The organism is Rhodococcus sp. NPDC059968, from assembly GCF_042738615.1.
Classification (GTDB): Bacteria; Actinomycetota; Actinomycetes; order Mycobacteriales; family Mycobacteriaceae; genus Rhodococcus_F.
The window spans coordinates 22469-36784 of record NZ_JBHWUE010000047.1; the positions used below are offsets into that span (position 1 = coordinate 22469).

Consider the following 14316-nt stretch of genomic DNA (forward strand, 5'->3'; position numbering starts at 1 on the left):
CCCGCTACTGGGACGGTAGCAACGCCAGCACTTCCGGGACGGGCCGCAGGTGGGCGGTGAGGATCTCCAGCGCCTTGTCGGCGTCGACCGCCTCGAGTGCGGCGACGAGCGCCCGGTGCTGCGCGTTGATGGTGTCGAGCCGCTGGGGTCCGACGTTCAGCGCGCGGACGGCGACGCGTTGCTGCCGCGACCGCAGCGAATCGTAGAGTTCGGTCAGCACCGAGTTCTGCGCGGCGCTGACCATGGTCAGGTGGAATTCGCGGTCGAGGCCGGACACCGCGAACCAGTCGTGCTCGCGCCCCGCGGCCTCCATGGGCTCGATCAGATCGACCATGTGCGCGGGTGCGCCGACTCCCCGCGCGCACAGGGTGGACACCGCGTGACCCTCGATCAGCAGCCGGGTCTGGTAAACCTCCTCGAGTTCGCGCGCGGTGACCGTGCGCACCTGCGCACCCTTGCGCGGAAGCAGCGTGATGAACCGTTCGGCGGCGAGGCGGTGAAACGCTTCTCGCACCGGAGTGCGTGACACTCCCATCGTCCCTGACACCCAGAGTTCGTCGAGGAATCGGCCGCCTTCGATGGACCCGCGGATGATCTCGTCCCGCAGCCAGACGTAGACCCGATCTCGTGCCGGTCCGGATTCACCGGTGGGCCCGGCGAGCGTCGATGCCGACATCTCGATCCCTTCGTCAGACGGCCCATCGGATTGACGGACTCGTAACAAATTGATCATACAAGCTATGGACACACCAAGTATTCTCTGTGTATACATGACGTATACGGAGTGGATGTGTGAGCGGTCACAGCGCAGTGATTGCCGAGAGCCACCCGTTTCCGGCAAGGGACCCCACGAAAAAGGAGACCACCAGCATGTACAGCACCCCCGCCGATCGGCGTTACGCGATCTGGCTGTCCGACCCGAGCTTCGCCGCAGCGGAGATCGCGCGCGGCATCGGCTACGGCGCCGTGGTCCTCGACATCGAGCACGGATCCTTCGACCTCGCGGACCTCGAACGGTTCATCCCGTTCCTGCGCAGCCTCGGCATGGAGGTCCTGGCGAAGGTGCTCGGACCCGAACGCGGCCCAATCCAGCAGGCCTTGGACTTCGGCGCGACGGCTGTCGTCATCCCCCACATCGAAAATGCGGCTCACGCAAAGGAAATCACGGCGTTCGCGAAGTTCCCGCCACTCGGCGACCGGAGTTTCGCGGGCGGTCGCACCACCAACTACGGCGGTTTCACCGACGAGTGGGTCACGGAGCAGGACACGTTCACCCGCTGCTACCCGATGATCGAGGACGCCGGAGCGATCGAGAACATCGCCGAGATCCTCGCACTCGACACCGTCGACGGCGTGTTCGTCGGACCGTCCGACCTCTCCCTCCGCCGCGAACGCGGGGCATACTCACGCGAAGAGGGTGACTTCACCGACCTCGCCGCGGTGGCCTCGGCGGCCGCCGAGGCGGGCAAGCCCTGGGTGCTCCCCGCGTGGAGCGTGGAAGAGAAGGAGTTCGCGGTGCAGCACGGGGCCGACCAGATGGCGCTCATCATGCAGCACGGCGCACTCGCCGCAGGATTCGCCGGACCGTTCGAGCAGATCAAGCAGATCAAGCAGATCAGGGAGTCACGATGACGACCCAGACGTCGGGACCGGTATCCCCCGACAGCGCGGAAGCGGAGGCCCACCCCAAGGTGGGCCGTGCCCGGTGGACCATCGCCGGCGTTCTCGGCGTCGGAATGTTCGTCAACTACATCGACCGAGTCAACCTCTCGATCGCCGCCCCGGAGATCATGCGCGACTTCGAGATCAGTGCGTCGCAGATGGGCATGGTGTCCTCGGCGTTCCTCTGGACATACGCCATGCTTCAGATGCCGATCGGATCGTTCATCGACAAGATCGGCGTCCGGTGGGTCAACCGGGCGGCGGCGTTCATGTGGGCGGTCGCCTCGTTCGCGTCCGCCGCCGCGGGTGGTCTCGGCATGCTTCTCGTCGCCCGTCTGGTCCTCGGCGTCGGCGAGGCGCCGACGGTGCCCGCGGGCTGGAAGGCGATCGGTCAGTGGTTCCCTCGGCAGGAGCGTGGAACCGCCACGGCCGTCTTCGACGGGTGCGCGAAGATCTCCAACGTGATCGGCATCCCGATCATGGCCTTCCTCGTCACCACGTTCAGCTGGCACGCGGCGTTCATCTTCACCGGCATCCTGTCCGTCGGCTACCTGGCCGTGTGGTGGCTGCTCTACCTCACCCCGAAACAGGCTCTCGCCAAGGGACGCCTCAGCCAGGCGGAATTCGACTTCATCCGAGCCGGCGGCGCGGAGGACGAAGACGCCGAGACGGCCGGGTCACTCAACGGACTGGGTTACCTCCTGCGCCGACGCAAGACGTGGGGCCTGGCGCTCGGGTACGCGTCGTACACCTACGCCTACTACGTCCTGCTCACCTGGCTGCCGGCCTATCTGGAGAAGCAGTTCGGGGTGAACCTGCTCAAGGGCGGCATCTATACGATGATTCCGTGGCTGGTCGCCGTCATCGCGCAGTTCCTCATCGCGGGCATCCTGATGGACCGATGGCTGGCTCGGACCGGCGACGTCACCAAGGTGCGCCGAACCGTGCTGGTGGTCAGCCTGCTCGCGTCCCTCGCGGTGACGGGCGCAGCGTATGCGGGATCGATCGCCGTCGCGCTGATCTTCCTGTCGGTCGGCGCAGCCGGACTGGCCGTCTCGGTTCCCGCTGGTTCCAGCATCGTCGCTCTGATCGCCCCGCAGGGGTACACCGGATCGCTCGGCGGGATCGTCAACTTCGTCGCCAACCTCCTTGGGATCGCGGCGCCCATCGTGACCGGCATGGTGGTCGACTCCACGGGCTCGTTCGCGGGGGCCTTCCTCGCGACCGGAGCGGTCCTGATCGGCGGAATCTTCTGTTACACCGTGGTGCTCGGCAAGATCGAACGGATGCCCGCACCCGTCACTTCGGAAAGGCACTGACATGGTCGACATCGCAATCGCACAGTTCGCACCGGGTTCGGACAAGCAGGACAACCTCGGCCGGATCGCGAAGTTCGCCGAGGAGGCGGCGGCGGGCGGCGCCCGGGTACTGGCAGCACCCGAATACGCGATGTTCACGGTCCCGACGATGGACGAGCGGTTCGTGGACTCTGCGGAATCCCTCGAGGGCGAGTTCGTCACCGGACTGCGCGAGATCGCCGCCCGGCACGGGTTGACCCTCGTCGCCGGGATCAACGAAGCGATCCCGGGCGAGCGCCGCATCTTCAACACCCTCGTCGCGGTCGCCCCCGACGGCAGCATCGCCGCCGCGTATCGGAAGCTGCACCTGTACGACGCATTCGGTTACCAGGAGTCGGACTTCGTGCAGGCCGGCTCGATCGGCGAACCCGAGACGTTCACCGTCGACGGCGTCACCTTCGGCATGCAGACGTGTTACGACCTGCGGTTCCCGGAGGTGACCCGGCGCATCGTCGACTCGGGCGCGGATGTCCTCGTTCTGCCCGCCGAGTGGGTGCCCGGCCCGCTCAAGGAAGACCACTGGACCACGCTCGTCCGCGCCCGGGCCATCGAGAACACCATCTACGTCGCCGCGGCCGATCAGAGCGCCCCGGCCGGTTCGGGTGCGTCGATGATCGTGGATCCGATGGGGGTGGTGATCGCGTCCCTCGGCGAACGGGTCGGGACCGCGATCGGCACCGTCTCCGCCGAGCGGATCGCAGAGGTCCGTGCCAAGAACCCGGCACTGTCGCTGCGCCGCTTCGGTGTGGTCGCCAACCAGTAGATTCCGGCGAATTAGTCAGGCTCACACACTATTGCGTGTGAGCCTGACAAACTCGCGTGCAACTGTCGGATCAGAGATTGCGGAGACGCACGATCTCCTTGTCGAACTCGTCGATGTTCTCGACGGAGCTCATGTGGCCGACGCCGGGTAGGACGATCAGCCGCTCGAGGTGACCGGCCTCGTCCAGGACGCGAGCGAGCTTGCGGGCGTGGACAGGTGGGGTCAGCCGGTCCATGGAGCCGACGAGCACCGTGGTCGGGACGTCGAGGTTGTCGAGTGCCTCGTGGATGTCGAGGCCGCTGAGCGCAGCACCCCAGCCGCCGCGGATGCGCGGCTTGCAGTCCCGGACGATGTTCTCGCAGAACTGGACTTCGGCGCGGGAGGCGTTCGGCGACATCGACACGTACTGGAGCGCGCGGGTCATCACCGGCGACGACACCAATGGGACCGGTGTGCTCAGGACGGCGCGGCCGACCGGAACCGGGACTCGCGGAAAACGATTCGGTAGCGGGATGACGGTGGTCTCGGCGATGAGCCGGTCGCAGGCGGTGCTGGCGAGCAGAACTGCCGACGCGTACTTCTTCACCTCGTCGGGGTGCCTGCCTGCCCACGCCATGATGCTCATGCCACCCATGCTGTGACCCACGAGCACGGCCTTCTTGTCGTCACGCACCGTCGCCTTCAGCACCTCCGACAGGTCGTCGGCGAGGACGTCGGGGCCGAGCGCCAGCGAGCCGACCGTGCTGCGGCCGTGCCCACGCTGGTCGTAGGTAATGACCCGGTACTCGTCCGCGAGCGCGTTCACCTGCGGGTACCAGTATTCGGTGGAACAGGTCCAACCATGGCTCAGCACAATGGGATCGCCGTCCACCGGACCGTAGGCGCGGACGTACAGCGTCGCCCCGTCGTCGGTGAGGATCTCCGTCACGTCCGGGCGCAGATTCGGGGTGCGCAGCAGCTCGTTCGGCGCCACTTCGGTCGACAACGTCAACCCGCGAGTGGCGCGCTTGTGGCGGATCGCCGCTGCCGCGGCGACGACGGCACCCACTCCGGCTGCGCCGGCGAGTGCCCGGAAGGCGATGGTGCGCGAACTGCTGGTCATTCCTACCCCTGTCCTGTCTAACTTGCTCTGCTGGTGTCCGTGCTCGTCGCCGGACCCGGTGTCTCGCCGAGCTGGCGGGCCGCCCGCTCGAGTGCCTTGGAGATCTGCTCCTCCATCGCCTCTTCGAACAGCGACTGGACGGCGTCGTGCGCGAGGGGACGCATCTGGTCGACGAGCCGCGCGATGTCCGAGACCTTCGCCTCGTCGAGTTCGAGCGGCTCACCCTCGGCGGCGAGATAGCGGTCCGCGACGACGGCGACGAACCGCGCGGCGACGTCCGAGAGGTCTTGTCGCACCGCCGCGGTCTGTTCGAGGACGTCCTCGAGCGGGATGCCGGCGTCGACGAGGACCTGCGCCGCCTCGACCAGTCGCGGATTGTTCACCGAGTAGTCGTCCCCGGCGGGAACGAGCACTCCGAGTTCGGTGCCCCGGGCGATGTTGGCCTCGGTGGTCTGCGCACCGAACATGCGCTTCAGCTCGGCGATCGTGAGACGGGCCGCTCGCCTGCGCTTCTTCCACCGGCTGCCCGGGTCGTCGGTCTCCAGAACGTCCTTGACCTGGAGCCCGTAGTGCGCGGCTGTGAGGAGTTCACTGATGGTGGCGAACGTGTAGCCGCGATCGAGCATGCGCCCGATCAGGTGGAGCCGGGCGAGGTGCGATTCGTTGTACCACCCGGTGCGCCCCTGCTTCCGTGGCGGCGGGAGCAGTCCGCGGTCCTGGTAGACGCGCACGTTGCGCACGCTCACCCGCGCCTCGCGTGCGAGGTCGTCGATCCGGTATTCCTTCATCAGACGATGTGCGCCCGTCGGAGCAGCAGCCGGGACGGTCCGCCGACGAGTCCCACCTCGTCGAGTAATTCGATGGTCTTCGAGCAGCCCTCGCGCAGCATGTCGTGATAGTGCCGGTTCGACTTCGCGGCCCTCTTCGCCTGGTCCACGTCGAGACCCGCGGCCGCGTAGACCTGCGGATTCACCAGGCTGGTGACGACGAAGTAGGCGGTGGTCCCGAGTACGAGTCGCACGCGCGCCCTGGTGAACCACGACGCATTCCGCACGCGGCGGACCGTCTCCTCGCGCGCGAACTTGATGTGCCGGGCTTCCTCGAGCACGTGAATCTTGCTGACGGTGCGGGTTATCGGCTGCACCCGTTCGTCCTTCATGAAATCGCGCTGCATCATGTCGAGGATCTCCTCGGCGAACAGCATGCCGCCGTACGCCAGCGAACCCGTGGCCGTGGCCTTGAACGCCCGCGCGCTCTGCCGGATCCACCACTTGGGCCGGTACGACGGGATCCCGAACCGCTGTGCGGATCTGGCGAACATCGTGGAGTGCCGGCATTCGTCCGCGATCTCGGTGAGCGCGAATTGCACGTGCGGGGTGGCCGGGTCGTGCGAGTAGATGTCGCGGACCAGCATCTGCATCAGAATCAGTTCGAACCAGATCCCGGTGCCGGCGATGCTGGCCGCCTCGTGCTTGGTGAGGGTGACGCGCCGCTCCTCGGTCATGGTGTCCCACAGCTCGGTGCCGTACAGGCTGCACCACTCCGGGGTCATGCCGTACCGGTCTTCCGGGATCGGCGCCTCCCAGTCGACCTCGATCAGCGGGTCGTACGACTTGCGCGCGGCGGAGGCGAGCAGTCGGGCCGCGGTGTCCTGGCGATCGCCGGTTCGCGTCAGACGGGACGTCGGGTGGGCATCGCTCGCTGAGTCACGCAGGTGGACGACGGACATGTCAGCTCCTCGGTAGCCGTGTCACCACAATAGCATTGTCACAATGTACATTGTCATCGTTTGGGCGCAAGAGGTCCAAGACTTTGCGTGCGCATGGGTGTGGTGCGGCTACCAGCGAGGCCCGCGCTGCACGTCGTCGACGCGCGGGCGCACGTCCACGAGATAGACGCACACCGCGACGACCGCGACGATGCCGAACAACTGCACGGCGGGGAACAGCAGGAGGACGAGGAACGCGACCGCGAGAATGCTCAGCCAGATCGGCTTGCTCAACTTGTCCACGGCGGTGAACGCGTCTTTGCGCTGGCGAGCCGCGTGGAACAGCGCGTATGCAGCACCGCCCAGGGCGACGATGCGAATCACCAACAAGATCACCGAGACGACGCCGTCAACTTGAATCACAGCCCCATCCTACGAGGTCGACACGCAAACGGCCCCCGCACCGAATGTGCGGGGGCCGAAAAGCGTGAAGGATCAAGCCTTCTTGGCCGGAGGAGCCTTCTTGGCCGGAACAGCCTTCTTGGCCGGGGCCGGGGCCGGGGCCGGAGTTGCCGCAGCCTTGGCCGGAGCAGCCTTCTTCGCCGGAGCGGCGTGCTTGGCCGGGACGGCGTTGTCGGCGCGAGCCTGGACGTCGGCCGCGGTGGCGGTGACGCGATCAGCAGCGCCCTTCGACGCTTCCTCGGCCTGGTCGCCCAGGTCGAGAACCTTCAGGGCAGCCTCGTCGCCGGCGTCGGCGATGGCCTCGCCGAGCCCCTCGGCGGTGTCGGAGATGCGACCCGACGCGCGGCCCGCGAGCTTCGCGGCCTGCTCGCCCACGGCGCGCGTCTGGCGGGCCACGGTGCCGAGAGCTTCCTCGGTCAGCTCGACGGCGTCACCGAAGGCGGTCTCGGCGCGGCCGATCCCCTCCTCGACGACCGGCTGCTTACGGATGCGCTCGACGGTGTCCTCGCCACGCTCGGCGAGCGACGTGTACAGGTCGGATGCGACCTTCAGGTAGGCCTCGGCGACCTTGCGCAGCTCGTCGGCGGTGAACTTCTCACGCAGCTCGGCAAGCTCCTCGGGCAGCTCGGACGGCAGTCCGGCGAGGCGGTCGCGAAGGTTCTCGACGCCCTCGGTGACCTCTTCCTGGAGCCCGGCGATGCGCTCCTTGGCGCCGCCGACACGCTCCTCGACGTCACCCTGGGTGGACTCGGCGCGCGAGCGGACCTGGGCGACGACGTCGGCCACGGCCTGCACGACTACGTCTCCGGCGCCTACGGCCGCATACAGCGAGGTCTTGACGCTGTCGATGGTCTTCTGGTCAGTCATCGGCTTTCTCCTGTTCAACGGTGGGGGGTTCTGGTTCAGGCGTCTGGGAATCAGAACGCTGATGTTCTTCTGTCCGAAGCTCGGACGTCCGGGATTCGGCCGCTTCCGCCGATTCGTTCTCACGACAGAACGACTCGTAGATCTCGAGCAGCACTTGCTTCTGCCGCTCGGTGATGGCCGTATCCGCGAGCAGAGCGTCACGGAGGGGACCGTGTGGCCGCTGCTCGAGGTAACCCGCCTGGACGTACAGGACCTCCGAAGACACCCGGAGACCCTTGGCTATCTGCCCAAGCACCTCGGCCGAGGGCTTGCGCAACCCACGCTCGATCTGACTCAGATACGGATTACTGACACCGGCCAGCTGCGCCAGCTGCCGCATCGACACCTGGGCTGCTTCGCGCTGGGCACGAATGAAACCTCCGATGTCGTGAGCGGCGTTGCTGACTACGCGAGCTGCCAGATCTCCTGCACCGGCTGCGTCGCGATCATCGCTTGCCATCAGTCCTCCGTGTTGCTGGGCAGAACCAAGCCTAAAGCAGGGTGCTAGCAATTGCAAGCACTCTGTTAGCACCCAGCTAGCGGACCCTCCGCCGAGGCGGTTGTCAGCCGAACAGCAACGTCGAGAAGGTGTAGATCAGCAGGCCCGCGATCGAACCGACCACGGTGCCGTTGATGCGGATGAACTGGAGATCCCGTCCCACCTGCAGCTCGATCTTCTTGGACGCCTCCTCGGCGTCCCAGCGCTCGACGGTGTCGGAGATGATCGCGGTGACCTCGTCGGTGTAGTGGACGACGACGTAGCGCGTGCCGGCAAGCACCCACCCGTCGACCTTGGCCCTCAGCTCGTGGTCGTCGCGCAGCCGCTCGCCGAATCGCACGACGTTCTCCGCGACCTTCGTGCGCAGCGTGCTGTTCGGGTCGTCGACGGATTCCATGATCAGGCGCTTGGCGACCGTCCACGTCGCCGCGGCGAGGCCGGTCACCTCCTCGCGTCCCATGATCTCGGCCTTGATCTTCTCGGCCTTCTGCATGGTCGCGGGGTCGTTCTGCAGGTCGTCGGCGAAGTCGACGAGGAAGCGGTTGGCCGCCTGCCGCACCTCGTGCTCCGGATTGGAACGCACCTTCCACGTGAATTCGACGAGTTCCCGGTGGATCTTCTCGCCGAGCATGGCGTCGACGAACTTGGGCGACCAGGCGGGCGAATCGCGGCTGACGATCCGGTCGATGGTCTCCTGGCTCCCGAGCGCCCACTGGTGCGCCCGCTCGGCGAGCAGATCCAGGATCGGCAGCTGCCGGTTCTCGCGCAGGAGTTCGCCGAGCACGCGCCCGATCGGCGGCCCCCACTGTGGCTCGGCCAGCCTGCGCACCAGTGTGCTGTCGATGATCTGCTGCACGTCCTCGTCGCGCAGGATCTCGACGAACCCGCGCAGGATGGTGGCCGTCTCGGCAGCGACGCGCGCGGCATGCTTGGGCTGCGCCATCCACGTGCCCAGCCGCAGCGGGATCTCCGCGGCCTCGACCTTGGCGGACACCACTTCGGGGGCGAGGAAGTTCTGGCCGACAAAGTTGCTGAGGCTCGCCCCCAGCTGGTCCTTCTTGCGCTTGATGATCGCGGTGTGCGGGATCGGCAACCCGAGCGGATGCCGGAACAGGGCCGTCACCGCGAACCAGTCGGCCAGCGCACCGACCATGCCTGCCTCCGACGCGGCCCGCACGTAGCCGACCCACGCCCCCGCGCCCCGGGATTCCTGCCACCTGCACACGAGGTAGACCACCGTGGCGAACACGAGGAAGCCCGTCGCGACAGCCTTCATCTTGCGGAGATCGCGGCGCTTCGCGTCGTCGTCGAAGGCGGAAAGGCTCAATTGGTCCACAGACGCCATTGTGCCCAAGGTCGGCGCGGAGGCGGCCGCCCAGCCGTCGGACGCGCGCCCGCACAGACGGCGTTGTGCCGGGCGACAAGACCCGAGCACTAAGCTGACAGAAGATCGCGACACGAAACGGATGTGAAGAGAGTCAGTGGCGAACGACGGCGTGAAGGATCCCGAGCAGGTGACCGAGTCGATGACGAAGCTGGACAAGGCAGCAAAGCCCGATGGGCGCAAGCGCCGCTGGCGTGAGCACAAAATCGCACGCCGAGAAGAACTCGTCGACGGCACGATCGCCGCCATCCGCCTGCGCGGACGGGACATCGGCATGGACGAGATCGCATCCGAGATCGGTGTCTCCAAGACCGTGCTGTACCGCTATTTCGCGGACAAGAGCGATCTGACGAACGCGACCATGGCGCGTTACGTGGAAACCACGCTCGCCCCGCGGATCTACGAGGCCATCGGCGGAGACCTCGACGACTTCGAGCTGACCCGCGCCACCATCACGGCGTACGTCGAGACGGTGGCGTCGGATCCCGACGTCTACCTGTACATCATGGCCAACGGCTCCGGCCCCGGCCGCGAGACGGTCGCCGATTCGGAACGGATGATCGCGGAGGTGCTCTCCACCGTTCTCGGCGAGCGGCTGCGGCAGATGGAGATGGACTCCGGCGGAGCCGTCCCCTGGGCGTACGGAATCGTCGGCGGTGTGCAGTTGGCAACGCACTGGTGGATCTCCAACCGGTCCATGTCGGTCGAGGATCTGATCAACTACCTCACGATGATGACCTGGGGCGGCGTCACCGGCATCGCTGCCGTCAACGGCTCGCCCGCGCGATTCAATGCGATCCCGCACCCGCTGCTGCCGCCTGCGGCCGAGACCGACTAAGGCCGATCCATTCTTGTGTAACTAGCAGTTACAGGTAAACTTGCCCGTGTGAACGAACACGAGGAAGAAGAGGGCTACCGCGGCCCCGCCGACATCGTCGTCGGCGACCGTCCCGCCGTGACCGTGCAGGTCCAGCTGGCGGGAAACTTCGAACCCATCAGCGGTCGGTACGTCTGGCACGGCCGCGTCCGCACCCTGACGGACGCCCTCGGTGCAGATGCAGACCTGTCCGCCGGCACCGAACTACAGATCACCAGCCCGGAAGGCACGGCCACCGCGCGGATCACCGGAGTGGACCTCTGGGGAAGCCATCTCGTCGACGGAGTGACGCCCCCGCCGTTCAGCCGGGCGTGAACTCGAAGTCCGCGGGATCGACCGACCGCGTCTGCCGCCAGTAGCGCACGGTCGAACCCGGCCAGATCGTGCGATTGACGCCATGCGAGTCCAGGTACCAGCTCACGCACCCGCCGCTGGACCACACCCCTTTCGCCAATTTCTGTTGGATATCGGTGTTGAAGCTGCTTTGCACCGTCGGCCGGACCACCGCGGAATCGGCGCCGCGCCGGTCGACGAGATCCATCAGCCGCAGGACGTAACGAATCTGCGACTCGATCATGAACACCACCGAATTGTGACCGAGGCCGGTGTTGGGGCCGAGGAGGAAGAACGCGTTGGGGTAACCCGCGACGGTGATACCGAGGTGGGTACGAATTCCGTGCTCCTTCCATTCCTCGGCGAGGTGCCTCCCGTCGACTCCCGTCAGGTCGACACTCTCGAAACCGTCGGTGACGTGGAATCCGGTGCCGTAGATGATCGCGTCGACCTCCCGTTCCGTCCCGTCTCCCGCGACGATGCTGTGCGGACGGACCTCCGCGATACCCTCCGTGATCACTTCCGACTTCCGTGAGATCAGCGCCGGGTAATAGTCGCCCGACCCGAGGATTCTCTTGCAGCCGATGCTGTAGGACGGGGTCAGCTTGCGGCGGAGTACCGGATCGGTGACGGTCTTGTTCAGGTTCTTCCGCGCCAGCTTCTCGATCGGCCGCATCAGGCGGGGATGCCCGTTGAACCCGAGCGCCAACGACTCGTGCAACCAGTAGACGACGGCACGCAACATCCGGCGCGTGAGCGGAACCCGGCCGAACAGTCGCCGCGCCTTCGGCGGAATACCGACGTTCAGACGGGGTATCACCCACGGCGGCGTCCGCTGATACAACTGCAACTCCGCGACGTCGCCCACGATTTCGGGAATGAACTGGACGGCACTGGCCCCCGTGCCGATCACCGCGACCTTCTTGCCCCGCAAGTCGTAGTCGTGGTTCCACTGCGCCGAGTGGAACGCCGTGCCCGCGAACGTGTCGGCGCCGGGCAGATCGGGGACATTCGGGATATGGAGGGCGCCGATCCCGGAGACGACGAACTGGGCGACGTACTCGTCTCCCGACTCGGTGTCGATGTGCCACCGTTGACGTTCGGCGTCCCAGTACCCACCCGTCATCGTGCGGCCGAAATGGATGTTGCGCCGCAGGTCGTACTTGTCGGCCAGGCCGTGCAGATAGTCGAAGATCTCCTCCTGCCCCGACCACATCTGCGTCCAGTCCGAGTTCGGCTCGAACGAGAACGAATACAGATGCGAGGGCACGTCGCACGCGCAGCCCGGGTACGTGTTCTCCCGCCAGGTGCCGCCGACCTCCCGCGCCTTCTCCAGCAGGATGAAGTCGTCGCGGCCTCGCTTGCGGAGTTGGATGGCCGTGCCCAGACCGGAAAAGCCCGTCCCGATCACCAGGACACGGCAACGATGCACCTCGCCGCCCATTCCTCCATATAACGCCCCTGTGGCACTGTTTGCACATGGCAGACAACGCACGCGGATTCTGGACGACGCCGGCAATCGAGGCCCTGCGGTTTCGTCCGGGTCAGCGCATCGCCGAACTCGATTGCGGAGGCACACCCGGATTCGCCGGTGACAAGGCGGACGGGCAGCGGCTGTTCGAGGAACGCGGGACGGTGCTGTCCGCCCTCCAGGAGAAGCTCTACGCCAACGGTCGATCCGGGGATCGCCGGTCGGTGCTCCTCGTGCTCCAGGGCATGGACACCGCGGGTAAAGGTGGGATGGTCCGCCACGTCATCGGGCACGTGGATCCGCAGGGCGTGGATCACGCGTCGTTCGGCGTGCCCACTCCCGAGGAGAAGCGCCACCACTTCCTGTGGCGGATCAACAAGGCCCTGCCCCGCGGCGGGCAACTCGGTGTGTTCGACCGGTCGCACTACGAGGACGTACTGGTGGTCCGGGTTCACGATCTCGTGCCCCAGGAAATCTGGAGCGGCCGCTACGACGAGGTCAACCAATTCGAGAAGGAGCTCGTCGCCGGCGGCACGACGCTGGTGAAGGTCGCGATGTTCGTATCCCTCGACGAACAGAAGTCGCGGCTGCTCGAACGGCTGGAACGCCGGGACAAGTACTGGAAGTACAACCCCTCGGACGTCGACGAGCGCACGCTGTGGCCCGCGTACCAGGACGCGTATCAGGCGATGCTCGACGAGACGTCGACCGATTACGCGCCGTGGTATGTGGTTCCGTGCGACCGCAAGTGGTACAGCCGGATCGCGGTCACCGAGCTGCTGATCGACGCCCTGGAGAAGCTCGACCTCGACTGGCCGCCCGCCACTTTCGACATCGAAGCGGAGAAGCGGAGACTCGCGGAATCCTGAGGCCGCCCGGAAATGCCGCCGTCAGAAGAGGTGCGGCGATTCGTGGTGCAACCTGTGATCGTGACGCACGGTTCCGCCGTACAGCGCCATCGCTCCGGCCAGCGCGACGACGCACAGAGATCCGGAGATCACCGCCCAGCCGCCCTGCCCCGAGCCTGCGGCGACGAGGAACCCGCCGAGACAGACCACCGACAACAGCACGAGAGCGAAGCTGACCCAAGCAGCGAAGAGATTGAGTTTCACGGCACTCACCTCACCTTCGAGAACGTGGTCCCGACGCTACGCCCGACCTGCATCGACGACAAGGTAGGCCGGTTTTCTTCGCGCCGCCCTGGGTAATCGGACATCATGAACCTCGAGAGCCTGTTCCGGAAGGCGGAGTCCGCCGGGTTCCTCGACGGCGGCAGCCGGTTCCTGCAACAGAGGATCCAGGGGGCGCTCGGTTCGTCCGACGCGGGCGCGGTGTTACGCGGATCCTGGCTCGGGCACCCCGTGCATCCCGTTCTCGTCAGCCTCCCCATCGGGGCGTGGGTCGGCGCGACCGTCTTCGATCTGGCATTCCGCGATCACGTCGGCGCACGCAGGCTGATCGGCCTGGGACTGCTCGCCACTCCCCCGACGTTGGTGACCGGCTGGGCGGACTGGGCCGAACGCGATACGCGTCAGCGCCGCGTCGGCCTGATCCACGCCGAGGCCAACGCCATCGGCATCACGGCCATGCTCGCGTCCTACCTTCGCCGCAGACACGGAACGGACGCACGCGCAGTCGCCACGAGCACCGCGGGACTACTCGCGATCGGCATCGGCGGCGCGCTCGGCGGGCATCTGACCTACGCAATGGGCGCAGGAGTCGACGGGGTGCGGGAGGGTCCGGGATCGGACTCTCTCGTCACCCCGGTGGGATGAAGAATCGAGGAACGTC

General features: G+C 66.5%; 17 protein-coding genes. 7 read left to right on the forward strand and 10 right to left on the reverse strand.

Features of this window, described 5'->3' with window-relative positions:
- Positions 1–4 precede the first annotated feature (4 nt).
- Positions 5–676 (reverse strand): GntR family transcriptional regulator, encoded by a 672-nt coding sequence (locus ACFWAY_RS30935; RefSeq protein ID WP_378451898.1) that lies wholly within the window; start codon positions 674–676, stop codon positions 5–7.
- Between the two features lie 194 nt (positions 677–870).
- On the opposite strand from ACFWAY_RS30935, the gene ACFWAY_RS30940 reads away from it, so the two are divergent.
- From ACFWAY_RS30940 to ACFWAY_RS30950, 3 genes are read left to right on the forward strand one after another with little or no spacing between them, the layout of a single operon-like run.
- Positions 871–1632 (forward strand): HpcH/HpaI aldolase/citrate lyase family protein, encoded by a 762-nt coding sequence (locus ACFWAY_RS30940; RefSeq protein WP_378513229.1) that lies wholly within the window; start codon positions 871–873, stop codon positions 1630–1632.
- The gene (locus ACFWAY_RS30945) at positions 1629–2981 is read left to right on the forward strand and encodes an MFS transporter (protein WP_378451896.1); all 1353 of its coding nucleotides are present in this window, start codon (positions 1629–1631) and stop codon (positions 2979–2981) included. The genes ACFWAY_RS30940 and ACFWAY_RS30945 overlap by 4 nt, the downstream gene beginning before the upstream one ends.
- Position 2982: 1 nt before the next feature.
- Positions 2983–3783: a carbon-nitrogen hydrolase family protein gene (locus ACFWAY_RS30950; protein WP_378513230.1), complete on the forward strand. Its 801-nt coding sequence runs from the start codon at positions 2983–2985 to the stop codon at positions 3781–3783.
- 70 nt (positions 3784–3853) lie between these two features.
- On the opposite strand, the gene ACFWAY_RS30955 is transcribed toward ACFWAY_RS30950, so the two are convergent.
- From ACFWAY_RS30955 to ACFWAY_RS30985, 7 genes are all read right to left on the reverse strand, one after another.
- Positions 3854–4885: an alpha/beta fold hydrolase gene (locus ACFWAY_RS30955; RefSeq protein ID WP_378451894.1), complete on the reverse strand. Its 1032-nt coding sequence runs from the start codon at positions 4883–4885 to the stop codon at positions 3854–3856.
- Positions 4886–4902: 17 nt separating this feature from the next.
- The gene (locus tag ACFWAY_RS30960) at positions 4903–5673 is read right to left on the reverse strand and encodes a MerR family transcriptional regulator (RefSeq protein WP_378513231.1); all 771 of its coding nucleotides are present in this window, start codon (positions 5671–5673) and stop codon (positions 4903–4905) included.
- Positions 5673–6614: a diiron oxygenase gene (locus ACFWAY_RS30965; protein ID WP_378513232.1), complete on the reverse strand. Its 942-nt coding sequence runs from the start codon at positions 6612–6614 to the stop codon at positions 5673–5675. The genes ACFWAY_RS30960 and ACFWAY_RS30965 overlap by 1 nt, the downstream gene beginning before the upstream one ends.
- Before the next feature lie 108 nt (positions 6615–6722).
- Positions 6723–7016, reverse strand: coding sequence for a DUF2516 family protein (locus ACFWAY_RS30970; RefSeq protein WP_005251878.1), 294 nt, complete (start codon positions 7014–7016; stop codon positions 6723–6725).
- Between the two features lie 72 nt (positions 7017–7088).
- A complete protein-coding gene (gene tadA / locus ACFWAY_RS30975; RefSeq protein ID WP_378451891.1) occupies positions 7089–7922 on the reverse strand; it encodes a major lipid droplet protein TadA in 834 nt (277 codons plus the stop codon).
- Positions 7915–8421 carry a helix-turn-helix domain-containing protein gene (locus tag ACFWAY_RS30980; protein WP_005261063.1) on the reverse strand — a complete coding sequence of 169 codons (507 nt, stop codon included), beginning with the start codon at positions 8419–8421 and terminating at the stop codon, positions 7915–7917. The genes tadA and ACFWAY_RS30980 overlap by 8 nt, the downstream gene beginning before the upstream one ends.
- A gap of 103 nt (positions 8422–8524) precedes the next feature.
- Positions 8525–9796 (reverse strand): DUF445 domain-containing protein, encoded by a 1272-nt coding sequence (locus ACFWAY_RS30985; protein ID WP_378513254.1) that lies wholly within the window; start codon positions 9794–9796, stop codon positions 8525–8527.
- Between the two features lie 145 nt (positions 9797–9941).
- Between ACFWAY_RS30985 and ACFWAY_RS30990 the strand changes: the two genes are divergently transcribed.
- The gene (locus tag ACFWAY_RS30990; RefSeq protein ID WP_378513233.1) at positions 9942–10682 is read left to right on the forward strand and encodes a TetR/AcrR family transcriptional regulator; all 741 of its coding nucleotides are present in this window, start codon (positions 9942–9944) and stop codon (positions 10680–10682) included.
- Positions 10683–10730: 48 nt separating this feature from the next.
- A complete protein-coding gene (locus ACFWAY_RS30995) occupies positions 10731–11036 on the forward strand; it encodes a DUF4873 domain-containing protein (RefSeq protein ID WP_378451890.1) in 306 nt (101 codons plus the stop codon).
- On the opposite strand, the gene ACFWAY_RS31000 is transcribed toward ACFWAY_RS30995, so the two are convergent.
- Positions 11023–12498, reverse strand: a complete 1476-nt coding sequence (locus ACFWAY_RS31000; protein ID WP_378513234.1) for a flavin-containing monooxygenase — start codon at positions 12496–12498, stop codon at positions 11023–11025. The two genes, ACFWAY_RS30995 and ACFWAY_RS31000, sit on opposite strands and share 14 nt — an antisense overlap.
- A 35-nt stretch (positions 12499–12533) precedes the next feature.
- Here ACFWAY_RS31000 and ACFWAY_RS31005 point away from each other — a divergent pair, with 35 nt between their 5' ends.
- Positions 12534–13394: a polyphosphate kinase 2 family protein gene (locus tag ACFWAY_RS31005; protein WP_378513235.1), complete on the forward strand. Its 861-nt coding sequence runs from the start codon at positions 12534–12536 to the stop codon at positions 13392–13394.
- Between the two features lie 21 nt (positions 13395–13415).
- Here the strand turns inward: ACFWAY_RS31005 and ACFWAY_RS31010 are convergent, their stop codons facing one another.
- The gene (locus ACFWAY_RS31010) at positions 13416–13646 is read right to left on the reverse strand and encodes a hypothetical protein (protein WP_378451887.1); all 231 of its coding nucleotides are present in this window, start codon (positions 13644–13646) and stop codon (positions 13416–13418) included.
- A 96-nt stretch (positions 13647–13742) separates the two neighbouring features.
- Between ACFWAY_RS31010 and ACFWAY_RS31015 the strand changes: the two genes are divergently transcribed.
- The gene (locus ACFWAY_RS31015; protein WP_378513236.1) at positions 13743–14300 is read left to right on the forward strand and encodes a DUF2231 domain-containing protein; all 558 of its coding nucleotides are present in this window, start codon (positions 13743–13745) and stop codon (positions 14298–14300) included.
- The last annotated feature ends 16 nt before the right edge of the window (positions 14301–14316 follow it).